Origin of the sequence: Bradyrhizobium algeriense, from assembly GCF_036924595.1 — a bacterium.
In the GTDB taxonomy this organism is placed as follows: Bacteria; Pseudomonadota; Alphaproteobacteria; order Rhizobiales; family Xanthobacteraceae; genus Bradyrhizobium; species Bradyrhizobium algeriense.
Genome location: NZ_JAZHRV010000001.1, coordinates 1,164,886 through 1,180,197 on the forward strand (window position 1 = coordinate 1,164,886; position 15,312 = coordinate 1,180,197).

Consider the following 15,312-nt stretch of genomic DNA (forward strand, 5'->3'; position numbering starts at 1 on the left):
AAGCAGCACTACCTCGTGAGGCCGCCGAAGCCATGCTTGGCCTGCGCAAGCCAAGGCCGGTGGAGCGCGCATGGGCCCTCCACGGATCGAGAGCTGGCGAGAGTGACTTCGCCTGGACTCGGAGTCCGCCGCGCTATTCCGCCGCTTCAAGCTTGGCCGGCCTCTGGATGCCGGCAAGGGGCGAAACGGCTGGTCCATTGAGGGCGGTCCCATCGGGCGCGAATTGCGAGCCGTGGCAGGGGCAGTCCCAACATTGCTCCAGGGAATTCCAGTGCACCACGCAGCCGAGATGGGTGCAACTTGCGGAATGCAAATGCAACGTGCCCTCGCGGTCCCGGCAAGCCGCTATCTTCTTTAACCCGCTGCGGACGAGGCGTCCTTCTCCCTGCCGAAGCCGTTCGACGGATGCGATTTCGCTGGCTGTCAGGTACTCAGCGAAATTCTTCAGGGGAGTGATGTTCTCGCTGATGAACTCGCTGATGTTCTTTTGGAATTTTCGAGACGGCGAGTATATCTGTTCCCACGGGTTCGATCCCGTCATGATCAGGTCCGTAATCAAAATGCCGGCGACCAGCCCGTTCGTGATGCCTTGTCCGGAATCGCCGCTGACGAGGAAGACATGTTCCTCATCGGGGCTATGACCGATGAAACCCAAAAAATCTACCGGTTCCAGCACTTGCCCGGACCAGCGATGGGTCACCTCGCGCACGTTTGGCAGCCGATCGCGCACCCAGCGCTCAAGAGCGGCAAAGCGCTGCTCGCCATCGTCCGCTCCGCCGGACTTATGGTCTTCTCCGCCGATAATCGCGATGTCCTCATCGTCGGAGAATGGCTGCAGACGAACGTAGTGGTAGGGGTCGAGCGTGTCCCAATAGAGCGCATCCGCGAGCGTACCAGCCGGAATCTTCGCCGCAATCGCGTAGGTTCTGTAAGGTGCCTGCTTGGTATGGATCGCCACGCGCACGTTAACTGGCGAATTTGTCGCGACCACCACGTCGCTCGCGCGGATGTCGTACCCGGACGTGGTCTTCACGACAATGTCCCCCTGCTTTTGCTCGATGCTTTCGACACAGGTGTCAGCGTAGAGCCTCGCACCGCGACGCTGCAGCGCACTTGCCAGTCCGGCGAGATATTTGGTGGGATGGAAACGCGCCTGTCGCGGAAAGCGCAACGACCGCACAACACCTTCAGCGTGGAGGGGCGTCGGTATCCTGCAGTCCTCGACAGGAATCCCGAGCTTGGTGCAGCAATCAAATTCCTCGTCCAAGTGAGATGCGGGCGTGTCCGGCGCCAGCACCCAGTAGCCGTCCAATCGGCGAAAATCGCAATCGATGTTTTCGGTGGACTGAATAGCCTCGGCGCGATCAATCGCGGCTGTGACGCTCTGGTAACAAAGCCGGGAGCAGTCCTCCCCGCGCACGCTAATCAGTTCCTTGTAGTCGTCGTCGAGCGCCGAAGCGAGATGAGCCGTAGTGCGTGCGGTCATGCCACTGCCGATTTTGCCGCGGTCCAGCACCACGACAGAATGCCCGCGGTTGGCAAGCTCATAGGCCACGGATAGCCCGGCAATTCCGGAGCCGACCACGACGACGTCGGCCCGTTCCGGACCCGACAGCGCTGGGGCTTCGGCGACCGGGATATCCATCCAGAGCGATCGGGTGTGCTCGTCCTGTACGTTCATGGCGCTGTCCTCAAAAGGAGAAAACGATGCTGTCGGACGGGGGTTCCCCTGGGGTAGAGAATACGCGAGCGGGTGGGCCCGGACGTCCGCAGATCAGGCGATCGACAATCCAGCGCAGGGGAGAGTAGCCGGAGGTCGGCGCGCCTGATCGTCACGAGGTCGAGTCCGAAGTGCCAGCAGACGATACGCAGAACCTCTTGCGGCGTAAGCCGGAGGCAATGGCGGCGCGCTTTGAAGGCACGAAGGTAGACCGGCTGCGCGAGCCGCCGGTTCACTTCAGGATGCAAGCAACAAACTCATTGGAACTGATTATTCTACTTCGCCAAAGCTTGCCAATCGCGCGGCAATGACCGCGGCTGCAGTAAGTCATCTGTTTAGAAAGGGCTGGAGGAGATCGATGTCCGCACTTTCCGGACCTAATAGGCCCGGCTGAGCATGTCTGTTCTCGGGGGTAAAGCGAACTGCCGAGTTACGCGCCCCGGACTTAACCCTAAGCCGACGTTTGGCGTTTGGCCGCGTTAGTTCCTATACCCAAACCGCGCCGTCGTCCTCGGGCTTCCTAGTAGACAGGCGGTCACATTACTTATTTTTCCTTGAACTCAAACAGTTCAATCAGGTTACCCATGGATCTTCCAGAAGCCTCGCGCGACCGGCTCCCGCCTCGCTGATTTCTCCTCTAAATTTGGCCCCACCAGCGTTCAACCGGCCGATGAGACCATCTATATCTTTCATAATAATCATGAACCGATTCCATCCACCAGGCTCCGGATTGCTGCCAGCAGTTCCTCCGCTGCCCGCCCCTGGGGCGCTCAAGTAGAGCGTCAGATCGTCACGAATAAGCGCCGCGAACTTGCTAGGATTGTGCATGTCCACCGAGAACTCGAGTCTATCGCGATAGAATTCGACCGATCTATCTATGTCCGTCACAACGTATCGGATGGATGCCATTGTCCGCGCTCCGTCTTCACCGCACAGATGGGTCAACGTACAGAACTGCGTCGCGTTTCAACGAGCGCGGCGTTTTCGGGCGGACCGAGCGTTGCGGATAATTCGATCCGACACCGCACTTTGCGACTCGTGAACCGAACAGCCGCGGCCAACCCGACGGATGCCGAGGCTGGCGCCGAGTGCGGGTAGGCGAATAGCAGCTTGTGGCATCCAAACAGACCTGGATCGGCCTGCCGCTCATGTCTGCTCTCGATGGAAAAAGCGGCCATTGGTCTGGACGACGGCCAGGCCAGAAACTGAGCCAACGTAGACGTTCTCGAACGTTTCGCCATTGCGTCCTGCAGTCCTTGTGGATGCGACGCGCCTCCAGTTTTTGACGGGAACCTTTTCCTTTCAATACCATCCAAGGTGGGCAGCGAGGCACCAAGCGCCGAAGCGACAGGTTCAAGGACCTGCGGATGAACCCGTTGGCACCGGACAATACCGAGTTCGTGCGGCGCGCATGCGGCGCGAGATGGGAATGCCTTCGAACATAACCAAGGAGGACAACCAATGACACGCAACCTTTCGAATTCCGTCACAAGACGAAGCTGCTTGGTCGCTGGTCTGGCGCTGAGCGCCGTCCCAGTCGCTTTAGCGGGGGCTGATAACGCCTACGCGCAAGCAAAGGAAACCACGAAGGAACCCACGTCTGAGAAAAGTCTGTATGAGCGGCTTGGAGGCGCATTCGCCATCGCGGCGGTGATCGATCACTTCAGCGACGCTATCGTGAAGAACCCCATCGTCGGCCAGAAGTCCAAGAACCCGCAACTGCGGGAATGGCACACCAAGAACCTAAAAAGGTTGCCCGGTCTCAAGTTCATGCGCACGCTGTGGGTCTGCAACGTTTCCGGTGGGCCTTTTCAGTTCACCGCTACCAAGCCCGGCAAGACGCCTGTTGGCCTAGAGGAGGCACACCGGAAGCTGAGGATCTCTCCGGCCGAATTCGATGAGGTTGCAGCCGAACTTGGACGGACGCTGGACTTCGCGAAGGTCCCCCAACGCGAGAAGGCTGAAGTACTGGCAGCCTTCGCCGCCCACAAGGACGAGGTTACGGCCGGCTACGTCGCGGCCGCTAAGCGCGGCTGACGCTGCCGTACTGCTCAGTCCATACGGTCCCGCCCAGCCAGAGCTGGGCGGGAAGTGTTGCTGCGCCCGACGAGATGACCGACGAGCTACGGTGCAACGAGTCTGTTTCTCTGAAGGTTTTCGGATGCCGGCCCCATGACGGTGGCTCGGCGCACACCGGGGCCGGCGTACGCAACCCTCCAATGGAGGAAACCGCGGGAAAGGGTACGTGAATGTCGCGGCGTGGAGATCAGACGCCTAGAAACGGCGTAACGCATTGCTTTTACGCGCTACTGAACTTCCTTGTCGGCACCGCGTCGCAAACGGTCGCAGCGATGCCTTCTTCATCCTTTGGGACGCGCATGCAGACGTTGCGCAAGCGGCCGACTGGATGATCTGGTGCACTAGTCTCTATTACTATGCAGGTCCCTTACTTTGCGCATGTAGTAGCCCTGCCGCTGGAGCGCTGATCTGATCTCGTCGCTGACTTTGACAACTCTCTTTTTGCTCTTGCGCCATTTTCCCTGCGCCGCAATAGGCGGCATCGGAAATCCCTTCTTCACAACGAGCAGATCACGTTTGGTGTTGAAATACACGTCCATGTGCGTCTCTCCCAAAGCGCCAGAGCTTATCGCTTGTGAGCAGAAGCATGGGTTACCAAAATGCAACACCGAGCTACTATCAATCGCTCGCCGTCGAGCACCAGCAGGTGCGAATGGCAGAGGCGCACAGATTAATCATGCGCCGCCGTTTACTCCAACACCTCATACTCAAAAGCCACGCCTTCAGGATCGTTCTCCTCGAACCACTTTTCCGCGGCATCCACGTTTGCGAATACCTTGATGTGGTCTTTGTCGCCGACCTACCTGCTCGTGTTGACGTAAACGAAAATGCTCATTGGTCTCTCTTCAGCTTGCGTCGGCCCCAATGATGTTGCTTGCGGGATGGATTGAACTTCCGAACACAGCTACGGTTCAACGCTCGCATCACGCCGATCCGCGCGAACATGGTTGGACCGCCTAGCTCGACCACCAGTATCAGCGCCTCGATGGCGGCCTGCCATTCGGCTGCGGAGGGTTCTTCGTCGGGTAAGGCGGTTATGTAAGTAGCGGCGTCATGCAGGGTGACAAGCTTGCGCCCGTCGCTCAGCGCGATCGGCGCGTCAAACTTGCGGCTCCATTCTGATGAACGTTCCGACATCTCCCTCGCCCCGGGGCTCATCCAACCCGAGGCGACTAGTCGGGGCAAGGGCTACGTGGTCAGGTTCACCAGCATGGCCTCACAGGCCTTCTCGGCTTCGGCAAACGTCCTAAAGGGTGATCCGCCTACCCTGATGGCAGTCCGGTTGAGATTGATGGGGCGCCAGGAAGCTACAAAGCACACCCAGCCGCCCGTGGAGGCCGGGACCGCTGCTGCTTTCGTTGCTGATTACGAATGAGAAGCCGCGTTCGGTCGCGCTCCATATCTCTAACTCCTCTGTCGCGGGAGCGATGCGGCTGAAGTGCAGGGCCATTCCACGATCCAGTTGAGCCCCCAAATGCCGTTCATGCCGGCAAGGCCGCTTCGCGCCACCAGTGCGCATTATCAAGCTGACTGAGACGCGCGCGATCACGCCTTAGGACGAAGCAGTCCACGAAGGCAGCTTCAAAGGGCGAGCGGGCCGTGATCACCGGTGGCATCCCTGTGGGCGCTGTACGGTGCGCCGTCCGCTGACACGCCGGCGCGCTTCGACCGGCATTCCCTTCTGATGAAAGCGGCGGACGGCCGCCCGCTCGGACGCGCCGGACCTCTCGCGGACGCAGCTGCGCGCAACGCCTTCCCGGACTTGCTCGTCAAGGCGGTGCTGAGCATCGAAGATCGCCGCTTCTACCAGCATGTCGGGATCGATCCCGTCTCAATGCTGCGCGCAGCGACGGTGAACCTCGATTCCGGCGGGGTTGTCCAGGGCGGGAGCACAATCACCCAGCAGCTCGTGAGGCTGCGCGGTCTTGTCGGGCGCGAACAGTCGATGAACCGCAAACTGCGCGAAGCATTCGCAGCGCTATGGCTCGGCTTTCACATGGATAAGGACGCGATCCTCACCGAATACCTGAACCGCGTCTATCTTGGCGGCGGAGCCTACGGAGTATTGGCCGCTGCTCGCGTGTATTTTGGAAAGGGGCTGGCCGCGCTTTCCTTGGCTGAAGCCGCCATGCTCGCCGGTCTGATTCAAGCGCCTTCGGCTTACAATCCAATCCGCAATCCTGAAGCCGCGCGTCAGCGGGCCGAGCACGTGCTCGACGCGCCGTGCGAGGATGATGGTCGTGCAGGTAAAGCGCCAATGCGTGCCGAAACGCCTGATCGTCCAGAACGGCTTCCTCGAATAGACGTTCCTGAATTTCGCGCAACAGGTCCGGCCAGAGATGAAGGGCGCCGGAGCCGATCACCTCTGCGAATCGTATCGTGTTCTGGCTCATGAACATCGCCTTGCAGCCGCGTGGTGGACGGCGTGGCGGCAGCCTCCATTCAAGGGATACCTTGTTCTCTTGCTGTCAAAGGACGATTTGTCAGCCAGGCCGGCTCCGCGCCATCGCGATGGCGACCGCCCTCGCAAGCCGCGAACCACGCCACGACAGCTCCAAGCAATATTGAAGTCGCGACCGAAAATGCCGCGATGATGGCGCTGCGCCGCGAACGGACAATCGCGGTCTTGGCGCTGGCGATGATGTTGTCGACGCGGCGTTCGACGTCGGGGCCTGCCAGCGCGGTAACGCCACTCACCAACTGCACCAGATAGGCGCGGTCCTCGGCCGCGACGCCGCTGTGGCTGGAGGAGGTGAGCAGAACACGTCCGGCTTCCGCACGCTCCGTCGCCGTCTCGGCATTGGGTGTTCGTCGCGCCGGACGGAACAGCCGGTCGAGTTCGTAACTCAACATCGGCTCCGCCGCACTGGCGGCGGGCGCGGTTTGGGTGGAAGGCGCACGCGCAAGGGTCGCGCTTCCGAGCAGAGCGGTGATGAGTACGGTCATGACGACGGCGATGGCCCAGGCAGCCAGGCCGTGGAGGCCGTCCCTGTACTCGACCTCACCGGCATCAGCGGCAGGCATGGTCGTTTGGATGCGGCCGGCAACGTAGCCGCCGAGGCCGAAACTGACCAGCGATACTAATATCAGATAGATGCCCGATAGCAGCCAAAGCGCCACCGAGGCGTCGCGCCAGGTCGGCGCGGAGGATGCCACGCCCAATCCGATGGCCGTTCCGAAGGCGATCAGAACGGCGGAAAGCGCCGTTGCGATCAACGCTCCTGCGATGGCAGGCGTCCAGCCAAGATAGCTGGGAGCTGCGATATGGCCCGGATAGATCCGTTCCTCTTCGATCGTGGTCATGGCAATTGCTCAACGAAGCCCGAAGAAGGAAAGGATGGCGAGGATTACTACGATCAGTCCAACGAGATAGATTAGCTGGTGCATGTCCCGCTCCTGGTTATTGAATTGGCTGGAAATGTAGGCGCGGCACATCGTGGGCCACGCCTTCAGCGCAGTCTCCATACGCTTCCTCTAAAGAGCACAATTCGGGAGAGCGAACCCTGTTCCAATCCGGTAAGGAGACGGGGCTCCTCCATCGGCCGCCGACGGGATCGATTGGCTAAATAGGAAGGTGCTTAGCGTAAACCGCCGCAGAAGCAGTTGTCAGCGCTCAACCGTCGCCAGGGGCCGATGGCCCGAGGACTGATCGGCTGACCGCCGACATCGAACGTCGACCCGTGGCACGGGCAATCCTAGCAGGTCTCAAAACTGTTCCAGTGCAGGTGGTAATCAACCTGGATAGTCGATTCAGAAAATCGGCTTCGGTAAGGACCAGCGATGCATCGTCATCGAAATCGCCATGGGTACTTGATGATACAGCCATGGAAGGCCGAAAATGCGCCTCTCTGACCGAGGGCAACTTCCGCGGATAGACGACCGCCCGCCGATTTGGGCTACCGTGACCACCATAGCCCTGTTCGTAGCCGGCTTTCGGCCGCGGCGGCTGTCGCCGGTACCAGTCGATCATATGGGGGCACCGGATGAAGGACGCGGCCGTCTCGCAAGCGCGCCCTCGGAGATTTCGGCGCGCGGATGGAAGGACATTCTGCTCCGGGTTTTTCACAACATCTCCGAACACCGGATCATTGCTCTGGCCGCCGGCGTGACGTTCTACACTCGGCTGGCCATATTTCCTGCCATCGCGGCCCTGGTCGCGATCTATGGGCTGTTCTCGGACCCCGCAACGCTCACGTTCATCTGGAGAAGCTGTCGGGCCTGCTGCCAGGAGGCGCGATCGATGTCATCCGGGACGAACTCACCCCGGGTCGCATCCCAGCGTGGCAGCACGCTCGGGCTGACCTTCATCGTCGGACTTGCCGTATCCTTGTGGAGCGCGAACGCGGCAATGAAGTCGGTCTTCGACACGCTCAACGTCGCGTACGCCGAAACAGAGGCGCAAAGCCTCATCAAGCTGAACGCCATCTCGCTTGCGTTCACCGCTGCCGGCATTGTCTTCGTGCTAGTAGCCATCGCCGCTTTGGTCGTTCTGCCGTCCGCACTCAAATATCTAGGCTTGTCGGAATTAGCAGAATTTCTTGTGTGGGCCGGTCGCTGACCGGCGCTGTTGCCGTCCTCACATTGGCACTTGCTCTTGTTTATCGCTACGGACCATCGCGCGAGAAGCCGCGATGGCGGTGGATCACGTGGGGGAGCGCGCTCGCCGCTTTCGCCTGGATTGCGGTCTCCATGCTATTCTCATGGTACGCTGCGAATTTTGGGAGCTTCAATCGGACCTACGGGTCCTTGGGCGCGGTCATCGGCTTCATGACCTGGATTTGGTTGTCTGCGATCGTGATCCTGATCGGGGCCGAACTTAACGCCGAAATGGAGCACCAGACCGCACGCGACACGACGACAGGAGCGGCTGATCCATTGGGAGCTCGCGGAGCTGGCATGGCCGGTAGCGTTGGACCGGCGCAGAATTATTAGCGGGCAAGTAACACACGGCGCAGCGAGCCAGTTGAGCTTTGACATCGCCGCTCCCATCCGAGCATCCGGTGAAGTGCTCATAGTCCGATGTCCTGATCGTCAATATGTGCCATCACTTGGCTGAGGTCGCGCAGATCGACCAGAGGTCGGGGCGATGGTGGTGACAAGACGCCGAGGCGGCGGTCACGTCGGTCTCGTCTCAGGCTTCACGCCTGCCGGCGACCCGATCGTGATTTCAGGGAACCACGGCCGGGTGGTCGGCGAGGGCGTTTATCCGCGCTCGCGGATCATTGCACATGTCAGCCCGTGACTTGAACCAAATTAATTGGAAGTTGTGGTAGAGTGTATCTGACCGCTCTGAATGAGAAACGGCCCCAGCACGGAGTTAGCTGAGGCCGCCACTTTCTCCCGGTTTGTCTCCACGATTCCCCGGGAGCGATGGATTCGACTCTCAGCAACGCTGCAGGTTCCTTAGAACGGCCCCGACGCAGGCTGCGGGCTCAACGATCTTCCACGTTCTGTTCACTATTGGGCAGACGCTGCCATCTTTTCCCGCTTCTATCGGAACGCCGGATGGGGTACTGTTAGGAAGGTTATACTTTGGATGGCCTCGGCGCATGCCTCGCGCTGGGGCCATTTTTATTGACCTTTACTGTTTGCTGCGATCGACTTCCGTACCTGTGGGGTTCGGAGACGGCGGCGTCGGACGGTTGGTCGTCGCCGCGCCCGTGGTCGTGTCGGGCTCGGTGTTGGTGGTCTTGCCCGAAGGCCCCGCAGGGTTGGCCGGCTGGGTCTGCTGCGCGGTCTCGCTGGGCGGCGTGGTGCCCGCCTGGTCCACGCTGTTGTTATTCAGGCCGTAGAACACGACACCCAGCACAACTGCGATGGCGATGGCGTACATTGCGACCTTGATGCCGCTGGCGGGACCTTCGACGAGCTGGGGATCGGCTTGCAGCTCGTTATCGCGACGCCGCATTTCCTCTTCACTCCGGCCCGCACGATGGGCATCGTTCGGATGGTATGCCATGAATTCGTTCCTCCGGTAGCGCCCCAGCTAAGCGAACAGGACAATGGCCGGTGCTCGCGGATGTTCCGCGCCAATGTTGCGACCACCGGCCACATATCAGCGTTCATCTTTATGAGTGGCTGCATTTGTAATCGGAACAGTAGACCAAGACGCGACGAACCTGATTCGTGCATTTCGCTGAACGTGATTTTTTGCGATCGTTTCACCACTCGTCCCCAGTGGCCCGATGGCGGGCTGAGGCGTACTCGTCTGTCCGAGTTACGGCCGGTGTAGCGCGGAATTTCCAACGGCGGTCTCTTGTACCATGCGCAGGGCCTCATTGACCTTGGCACGGTCGCGCCGCGCTTCCGGCGGTAGCGACGTGACCGTGTGATGAATGTCGGCCGGGATCGTCAGCCCACTGTCGAGCGGCTTGTTTGCCCACTCCCAGAAGCGATCGAAATCGTCCATCAAAGGTCCTCCCTTAGGCTTCTGAAGAAGAAGGGATGGCGCACCTTGCCCTCACCCGATTTGGCTCGGTACTCGATTTCGGCGAGCAATTCCGGCTCAACCCAGATGCCCTCGGGCGCGATCCGCTTGGTATAGGGCTGGGTTTTTCGGATCAGTGGCGTCAGGCGCTTGCGCAGCTCAGCGGATGATTGCTTGTCGAAGCCGTGATCGACCTTGCCGGCATAGATCAGGTCATCGCCCTTACGGCGGCCGACATAGATGCCATCCCAATCGTTGCCGTCCAGTGCAAAGCCCGCGATGGTCAACGTCTCGCGCTGGGTGCAGGTTTTCTTGACCCAGTCCCGGCCGGGCCCCGATGGGTAGCGGCTATCGCGGACCTTGGAGACGACGCCTTCGAGGCCGACCTTGCAGGCGTGCGCGAACATCTCTTTGCCGTCGACCTCGAAACTTTCGCCGAACTGGATCGCCGTCTTCTCGATTAACTTTTAAGATGCGCCTTGCGCTAGATCAGCGGCAGCTTCCGCAGGTCCTGGCCGTTGAGATAGATCAGGTCGAAAGCAACCATGACGATTCGTGTTGACTTGCGGCGCAGCTCGTTCTGCAGCAGCGAGAAATCCGTGGTGCCATCGGCGGCCGGTGCCACCACCTAGCCGTCGATGATCGCGCTGCCGGCGTTGATCAGATAGGCATCGGCCGCGACTTTGCTGAAGCGTCTGGTCCAATCATTGCCGCGCCGGGTGAAAACCTTGATCGCATCATTGTGGATATGGAGCTGGACGCGGTAGCCGTCGAACTTGATCTCATGGATCCAGCGGGCGCCGGACGGCACCTTCTCGATCGACCGCCAGCGCGGGCTCGACGAAACCGGGGAAGGGCGCCTTCACGCCGATCACCGCCGCTTTTTGCGCTGAAACGCCACGCCCAAAACTCCAACTCAACAAATTAGATCGTTTCAATACTCCCGTATTCGTTCCTGAATTGCTGTGCTGCTCCGGCGCCCGGGAACATTCGGAAGCAACAAAGATTCTCCCTTCGTCACCAGATGTAAAGCAACGGGAGGATGAGTGTGGCAGTCAATAAACCGGTAGGCGACAACGCGAGGAAAGGCGCGGTTAAGAAGCGATCGCAGGTGAAGGCCCGGCTGGGCGGCGCGACGGCATGGACCAAGCGGAGCAAGAAGTCCGGAGAGTTCACGGCACTGAAGAAATCGGCGAAGAAGAAAAAGTCCGCGAAAAAATTTAAGGGCGTACGGGTCGAGAAGAAGGCCGGGAAAAGAAGAAGGCGCGCGCTTGAACTGCCGAACCGAAATGGCCTCGGCGGGGGTGACCGAGGCCGTCGCGTCACGGGGAATGTGCCGGGGTCGGACCGGCACGGGGAATGAATGCGCAAGGGCTAAGCTCGTTCCGTCTCCTGGTTCCGTCTCCAAATTCACTTTTAGCGTCGGGTACCAGACGGAACGCTGGATCAGTTTCGTTAATCACGGCGTTCTCAGTTGAACAACTGTCTAGGACCCCTAATCGAGAGAGGTAGTCATGCAGCGCCGCGTCCGCTCCAAAGCTTACTCTTTTGAGGATCGAATCGCAGCCGAAAAAGCCAGAACCGAAGGGCAGCTAGCCGCCACCCCGCAAGGGCCTCAGCATGATGCGCTTGCTACGAAGGTCAGGCAATTAGACACAGCGAGCCACATCAACGATTGGCTGCGGTCGCCTGGGCTGCAATCGCCGAGGTGATGAAAGGCGCACCCATGCACGCCTATCGAGCGTACCTGATCGGCTGGAACGGCCATATCGTCCATCGCGTGGACATTGAATGCGACGATGACGAAGCAGCCAAAGAGCGCGCCAAATTGCTCGTGGACGGTCACGACGTAGAGCTATGGGACGGCGGGCGGAAGATCACGGAATTCAAGATGGCGATGGCACAGTGAGGCGACTCACGCCGCGACTTTCGCCTTGTAACCTAGAAAGTTGAATTCATCCGACTCTCAGATTTTCGGCGGACGTCTTGCCACGGTTGCTCACTTCTTCGCAGCATAAGGGTCACGATGATGTCCCGCCGTTTGTCGTCGGGATGGATAAAGACGTATCGAAACCGGCTCTCGCCCTCCTTTTTTGGCCCTGACTTGTAGTGCGGGTGATCCTTTATGGCCCGTTAGGCCTCGTTGATGACGTTGGTGGAGTCTTGGTTGCGGCTGAAAATGATGAGAGCGGTCTTGATCCCGTCAAGTCGTATAGCCTAGCAGTTGGTCCGTGGTGTCCTTCAACACCTCGTACCCACCCCAAAACTTGCACTCGGCAACGAAGACGTTCTTGTTCTCCTGCCTAATGAGGATGTCGGTCTTGCCGATGTTGTTGAAAGTCTCGCCCGTGGCCTTCCCTTGGTACTGGCCGTTCAACTGAACTAGGTAGTGAACCCGGATATACTCTTCCTCGGCCTTCTCGAAAACGGTAGGGCTTCGCTCTATGACCAGCGACATACTCTCACAAATCCGGAGGATTTCTTGGTAGTCAGCCTCGTCTAGGGTGAACTCCTGCTCGGCCTTCGTCCGGGTTGTTGCTGGCTTTGGTGTGAGGGCCTTCGGGCGCTCAGGCAGTTTGTATGTCTGCGGGGCATCATCCCTTTTCTTGAGAGGATACTTTAACCCCGCGGCTGTCTTGGATTCTGTCTCCGCCTTCTGGCGCTTTTCTTGAAGTCGAGGCCGCAGCCGCCCTGGCAGATCCCGACGGTAGCGAGCTGCGTTGGCTCGGAAGCGATCAAGCCCAAGAGGCCGGTGGTGCGCTTCGACGAAAGCCCGGTGCAACTCATCGGCAAGGCGCGTCAGCTCATCCCGGCCAGGCCGGCCGGCTCGAACGTTACGATTACGAGTACCGTCGCAATGGCACGGTCAATCTCTTCGTCCTCCTCGACGTGCATCGTCCCTGACGCAAAGTCAAAATCACCGCACGGCGCGCGGCACGCGGCACGAGACTACGCCCAATGCATGCGCGACCTCGTCGACGTCCATTATCCCGATGCGGAGGGCGTTCGGGTCGTCCAGGATAATTTTATCGACCCACCCCGCGGGCGCCTTGTATCAGGCGTTCCCACCTGCCGAAGCCAGGCGGATCTTGCGGCGGCTCGAGTTCCACTACACCCCCAAGCACGCAAGCTGGCTCAACATGGTTGAAATCGAAATCGGCGTCCTGCGGGGCCAGTGCCTGGATCGCAGGATCGACGATCCCAAGCGGCTGCGCCGCGAAAAACGCCGCTGGGAACGGAAGCGAAATGCCGCCCGCTCACGCATCAGATGGATGTTCACAACAGACAACGCCCCGCGCCAAAGGGGCCGCGCCTATCCCGCCACTTCCAAAGAGTCATAACTGTGCAGAGCCACTAGTCCGAGCCTTAGATCAGTTCGAAAATACCAGATCGTGGTCTTCTGAGAGCGTCCCCCAGACCGGCTAATCGACGGGAGGAACCATCGCTACTGTAGAGCATTGCTTTAGGTCGCCGCGGCAGTTTCGCCGGTTCCCGAGGTCGGCCTTAGCAAAGCGATGCACACGGTTCTGCATCGGGGGAGATGTAGGCCATGAAAGGGCCAGATCCGCACGACCTCGCTTCTGACGCGGCAGCGCAGATCAACGATCTCTTTGATGCGGTTGATGTGGCCAAAGCGATCAACAGCGAGGAGTTCCGTCAACTCCTCGACCGCATCCCGATCCCGATCATCATCGCCAAATTCGTGCGAGGCGATCACCGCATTTGCTATACGAACGAAGCCTTCGAAGGGGTGATCGGTATGAAATTGCCGGAGTTTGCCGGCCGCTCCTGGTCGATACTCGCTTCGTTCGTAGACGAGAAGGATCAAAACAAGACCCTTGCAAAATCAATGCTGAATAATGGTGACGACTTTCTGGGCACATTCAGGCGAATGCAGCCAATACCATTGGTAGTCGAAGCGTTCTGCGGAGTGATCGAGAAGGAAGACGGGACAGAGAACTACCGCGTTGCGGCGCTAATCGACGTCACAAGCCGGCTTAACGAGCGCGAGGAGCTCGAGCGCAAGGCGAGGGGGCAGGATCTGCTCCTTCGCGAGTTGCAACACCGCGTCAAAAACAACCTGCAGCTCATCGTTGCTCTAATCCGACTTGAAGCGAGAGCCGACAGACGGGGCGAGAAGGTCAATTTGGCGGCGCTTGCTGGTCGTATCGAATCCCTGTTTATCATATATCAGGCCCTCTCGCCGGACGGACAGCAGAGCGAGATCGACTTGGGCAATTACCTGAACCAGATCGCATCAGCTGTCATGAATGCGCATGCGGCCGAAGGCATCCGGCTCGACGTCAAGGTCGACCACACACCAACTTCCATAAACGTTGCGTTGCCCGTTGGTTTGATCGCGAACGAACTAGTGACCAATGCATTCAAGTACGCCTTTGCGGGCCGACCCGGCGGAACGATTACGCTGCATTGCCTACGGCAAGATCCCGAAAGATATCGCGTCGTGGTAGCAGACGATGGCGTTGGCTTGCCGGAAGGAGGCCAATGGCCCGTTCCCGGAAAGATAGGATCGCTGATCGTGCAGACGCTGCACGAGAATACGAAAACGGATTTGGTCGTCGAAACCGAGCGGGACCGCGGCGTTCGCGTGACGCTAACCTTTGGCCACAAATTGCCGGTCCGGCACTAGCGCAGATCGCTGGCGTCCCGAAGCGCAGGCGAGCGGACCCGGGTTAGTCGCTGAACCGAGGCCGCCCTGCGAACTGTGCAAGAGTAAATCGGGCCGTCTCGTAAGCCACTGTAATTGTTTGATGATTTTTCTGATTTTTCGCTGTGGCGCTTCCGAACCCATGTATACTGACGCGTCGAACCGACGATGCAGCGTTATTGGCCGACGGAGCCCATCCAACGGCACGCGAACCCGGGCTTCAGAGAAGCCGAATCCAACGATCTTGCCGGCTTTAGAACGAGATTTCCTAATACGGAATTCCCCGAGCTGGTTATGCCGGTCGTTCGAGGTCTGTTCCGCTAGGAAGAGGTCTGTTCCGCTAGGAACATGTCCTTCTCAGCCTTATTCTATGCTCACAGGAAGAGATGATCATAAGGATCTCTTGCAGTGTCAGCA

At 59.5% G+C, this 15,312-nt stretch carries 19 protein-coding genes and 1 pseudogene; 9 read left to right on the forward strand and 11 right to left on the reverse strand.

Going from position 1 to position 15,312, the window contains the following annotated elements; all coding sequences use genetic code 11:
• Window positions 1–133: 133 nt before the first annotated feature.
• Entirely contained in the window at window positions 134–1,681 is a 1,548-nt protein-coding gene (locus V1286_RS05580; protein ID WP_334478120.1) for an FAD-dependent oxidoreductase, read from the reverse strand.
• Between the two features lie 612 nt (window positions 1,682–2,293).
• A complete protein-coding gene (locus V1286_RS05585) occupies window positions 2,294–2,629 on the reverse strand; it encodes a VOC family protein (protein WP_334478121.1) in 336 nt (111 codons plus the stop codon).
• Window positions 2,630–3,181: 552 nt separating this feature from the next.
• Between V1286_RS05585 and V1286_RS05590 the strand changes: the two genes are divergently transcribed.
• Window positions 3,182–3,757 (forward strand): group I truncated hemoglobin, encoded by a 576-nt coding sequence (locus V1286_RS05590; protein WP_334478123.1) that lies wholly within the window; start codon window positions 3,182–3,184, stop codon window positions 3,755–3,757.
• Between the two features lie 383 nt (window positions 3,758–4,140).
• Here V1286_RS05590 and V1286_RS05595 read toward each other — a convergent pair whose 3' ends face one another.
• Window positions 4,141–4,338, reverse strand: a complete 198-nt coding sequence (locus tag V1286_RS05595; protein ID WP_334478124.1) for a hypothetical protein — start codon at window positions 4,336–4,338, stop codon at window positions 4,141–4,143.
• A 292-nt stretch (window positions 4,339–4,630) separates the two neighbouring features.
• Complete coding sequence (locus tag V1286_RS05600) at window positions 4,631–4,936, reverse strand: hypothetical protein (protein ID WP_334478126.1); 306 nt, start codon at window positions 4,934–4,936, stop codon at window positions 4,631–4,633.
• 472 nt (window positions 4,937–5,408) lie between these two features.
• On the opposite strand from V1286_RS05600, the gene V1286_RS05605 reads away from it, so the two are divergent.
• Window positions 5,409–6,194 carry a biosynthetic peptidoglycan transglycosylase gene (locus V1286_RS05605; RefSeq protein ID WP_334478127.1) on the forward strand — a complete coding sequence of 262 codons (786 nt, stop codon included), beginning with the start codon at window positions 5,409–5,411 and terminating at the stop codon, window positions 6,192–6,194.
• Window positions 6,195–6,241: 47 nt separating this feature from the next.
• Here V1286_RS05605 and V1286_RS05610 read toward each other — a convergent pair whose 3' ends face one another.
• Entirely contained in the window at window positions 6,242–7,102 is an 861-nt protein-coding gene (locus V1286_RS05610; RefSeq protein WP_334478128.1) for a hypothetical protein, read from the reverse strand.
• 535 nt (window positions 7,103–7,637) lie between these two features.
• Between V1286_RS05610 and V1286_RS05615 the strand changes: the two genes are divergently transcribed.
• The 3 genes from V1286_RS05615 (at window position 7,638) to V1286_RS05625 (ending at window position 9,041) form a co-directional block, all read left to right on the forward strand.
• Window positions 7,638–8,357 (forward strand): YihY/virulence factor BrkB family protein, encoded by a 720-nt coding sequence (locus tag V1286_RS05615; RefSeq protein ID WP_334478129.1) that lies wholly within the window; start codon window positions 7,638–7,640, stop codon window positions 8,355–8,357.
• On the forward strand, window positions 8,342–8,731 hold the full coding sequence (locus V1286_RS05620) for a YihY/virulence factor BrkB family protein (RefSeq protein ID WP_334478130.1): 390 nt from the start codon (window positions 8,342–8,344) through the stop codon (window positions 8,729–8,731). The genes V1286_RS05615 and V1286_RS05620 overlap by 16 nt, the downstream gene beginning before the upstream one ends.
• A gap of 160 nt (window positions 8,732–8,891) precedes the next feature.
• The gene (locus V1286_RS05625) at window positions 8,892–9,041 is read left to right on the forward strand and encodes a C40 family peptidase (RefSeq protein ID WP_334478131.1); all 150 of its coding nucleotides are present in this window, start codon (window positions 8,892–8,894) and stop codon (window positions 9,039–9,041) included.
• Between the two features lie 339 nt (window positions 9,042–9,380).
• Here the strand turns inward: V1286_RS05625 and V1286_RS05630 are convergent, their stop codons facing one another.
• The 5 genes from V1286_RS05630 to V1286_RS39115 form a co-directional block, all read right to left on the reverse strand.
• Entirely contained in the window at window positions 9,381–9,758 is a 378-nt protein-coding gene (locus V1286_RS05630) for a hypothetical protein (RefSeq protein ID WP_334478132.1), read from the reverse strand.
• Between the two features lie 258 nt (window positions 9,759–10,016).
• On the reverse strand, window positions 10,017–10,208 hold the full coding sequence (locus tag V1286_RS05635) for a hypothetical protein (protein ID WP_334478133.1): 192 nt from the start codon (window positions 10,206–10,208) through the stop codon (window positions 10,017–10,019).
• Complete coding sequence (locus V1286_RS39105; RefSeq protein WP_465249076.1) at window positions 10,208–10,633, reverse strand: ATP dependent DNA ligase; 426 nt, start codon at window positions 10,631–10,633, stop codon at window positions 10,208–10,210. Before V1286_RS39105 ends, V1286_RS05635 begins: the two co-directional genes overlap by 1 nt.
• Before the next feature lie 77 nt (window positions 10,634–10,710).
• Window positions 10,711–10,854: a hypothetical protein gene (locus tag V1286_RS39110; protein ID WP_465249077.1), complete on the reverse strand. Its 144-nt coding sequence runs from the start codon at window positions 10,852–10,854 to the stop codon at window positions 10,711–10,713.
• On the reverse strand, window positions 10,855–11,037 hold the full coding sequence (locus V1286_RS39115) for an ATP-dependent DNA ligase (protein WP_465249078.1): 183 nt from the start codon (window positions 11,035–11,037) through the stop codon (window positions 10,855–10,857). It abuts the gene before it with no gap.
• 237 nt (window positions 11,038–11,274) lie between these two features.
• Here V1286_RS39115 and V1286_RS05645 point away from each other — a divergent pair, with 237 nt between their 5' ends.
• Together V1286_RS05645 and V1286_RS05650 are read left to right on the forward strand one after the other, a co-directional pair.
• Complete coding sequence (locus V1286_RS05645) at window positions 11,275–11,589, forward strand: hypothetical protein (protein WP_334478134.1); 315 nt, start codon at window positions 11,275–11,277, stop codon at window positions 11,587–11,589.
• Window positions 11,590–11,901: 312 nt separating this feature from the next.
• A complete protein-coding gene (locus V1286_RS05650; protein ID WP_334478135.1) occupies window positions 11,902–12,135 on the forward strand; it encodes a hypothetical protein in 234 nt (77 codons plus the stop codon).
• Window positions 12,136–12,429: 294 nt separating this feature from the next.
• Here the strand turns inward: V1286_RS05650 and V1286_RS05655 are convergent, their stop codons facing one another.
• Window positions 12,430–13,008 carry a hypothetical protein gene (locus V1286_RS05655; protein WP_334490249.1) on the reverse strand — a complete coding sequence of 193 codons (579 nt, stop codon included), beginning with the start codon at window positions 13,006–13,008 and terminating at the stop codon, window positions 12,430–12,432.
• On the opposite strand from V1286_RS05655, the pseudogene V1286_RS05660 reads away from it, so the two are divergent.
• Both V1286_RS05660 and V1286_RS05665 read left to right on the forward strand, forming a co-directional pair.
• Window positions 12,952–13,567 (forward strand): annotated as a pseudogene (locus V1286_RS05660) (transposase); the annotation flags it as partial. The gene V1286_RS05655 and the pseudogene V1286_RS05660 sit on opposite strands and share 57 nt — an antisense overlap.
• 209 nt (window positions 13,568–13,776) lie before the next feature.
• Window positions 13,777–14,877 (forward strand): sensor histidine kinase, encoded by a 1,101-nt coding sequence (locus V1286_RS05665; RefSeq protein ID WP_334478137.1) that lies wholly within the window; start codon window positions 13,777–13,779, stop codon window positions 14,875–14,877.
• Window positions 14,878–15,312 lie beyond the last annotated feature (435 nt).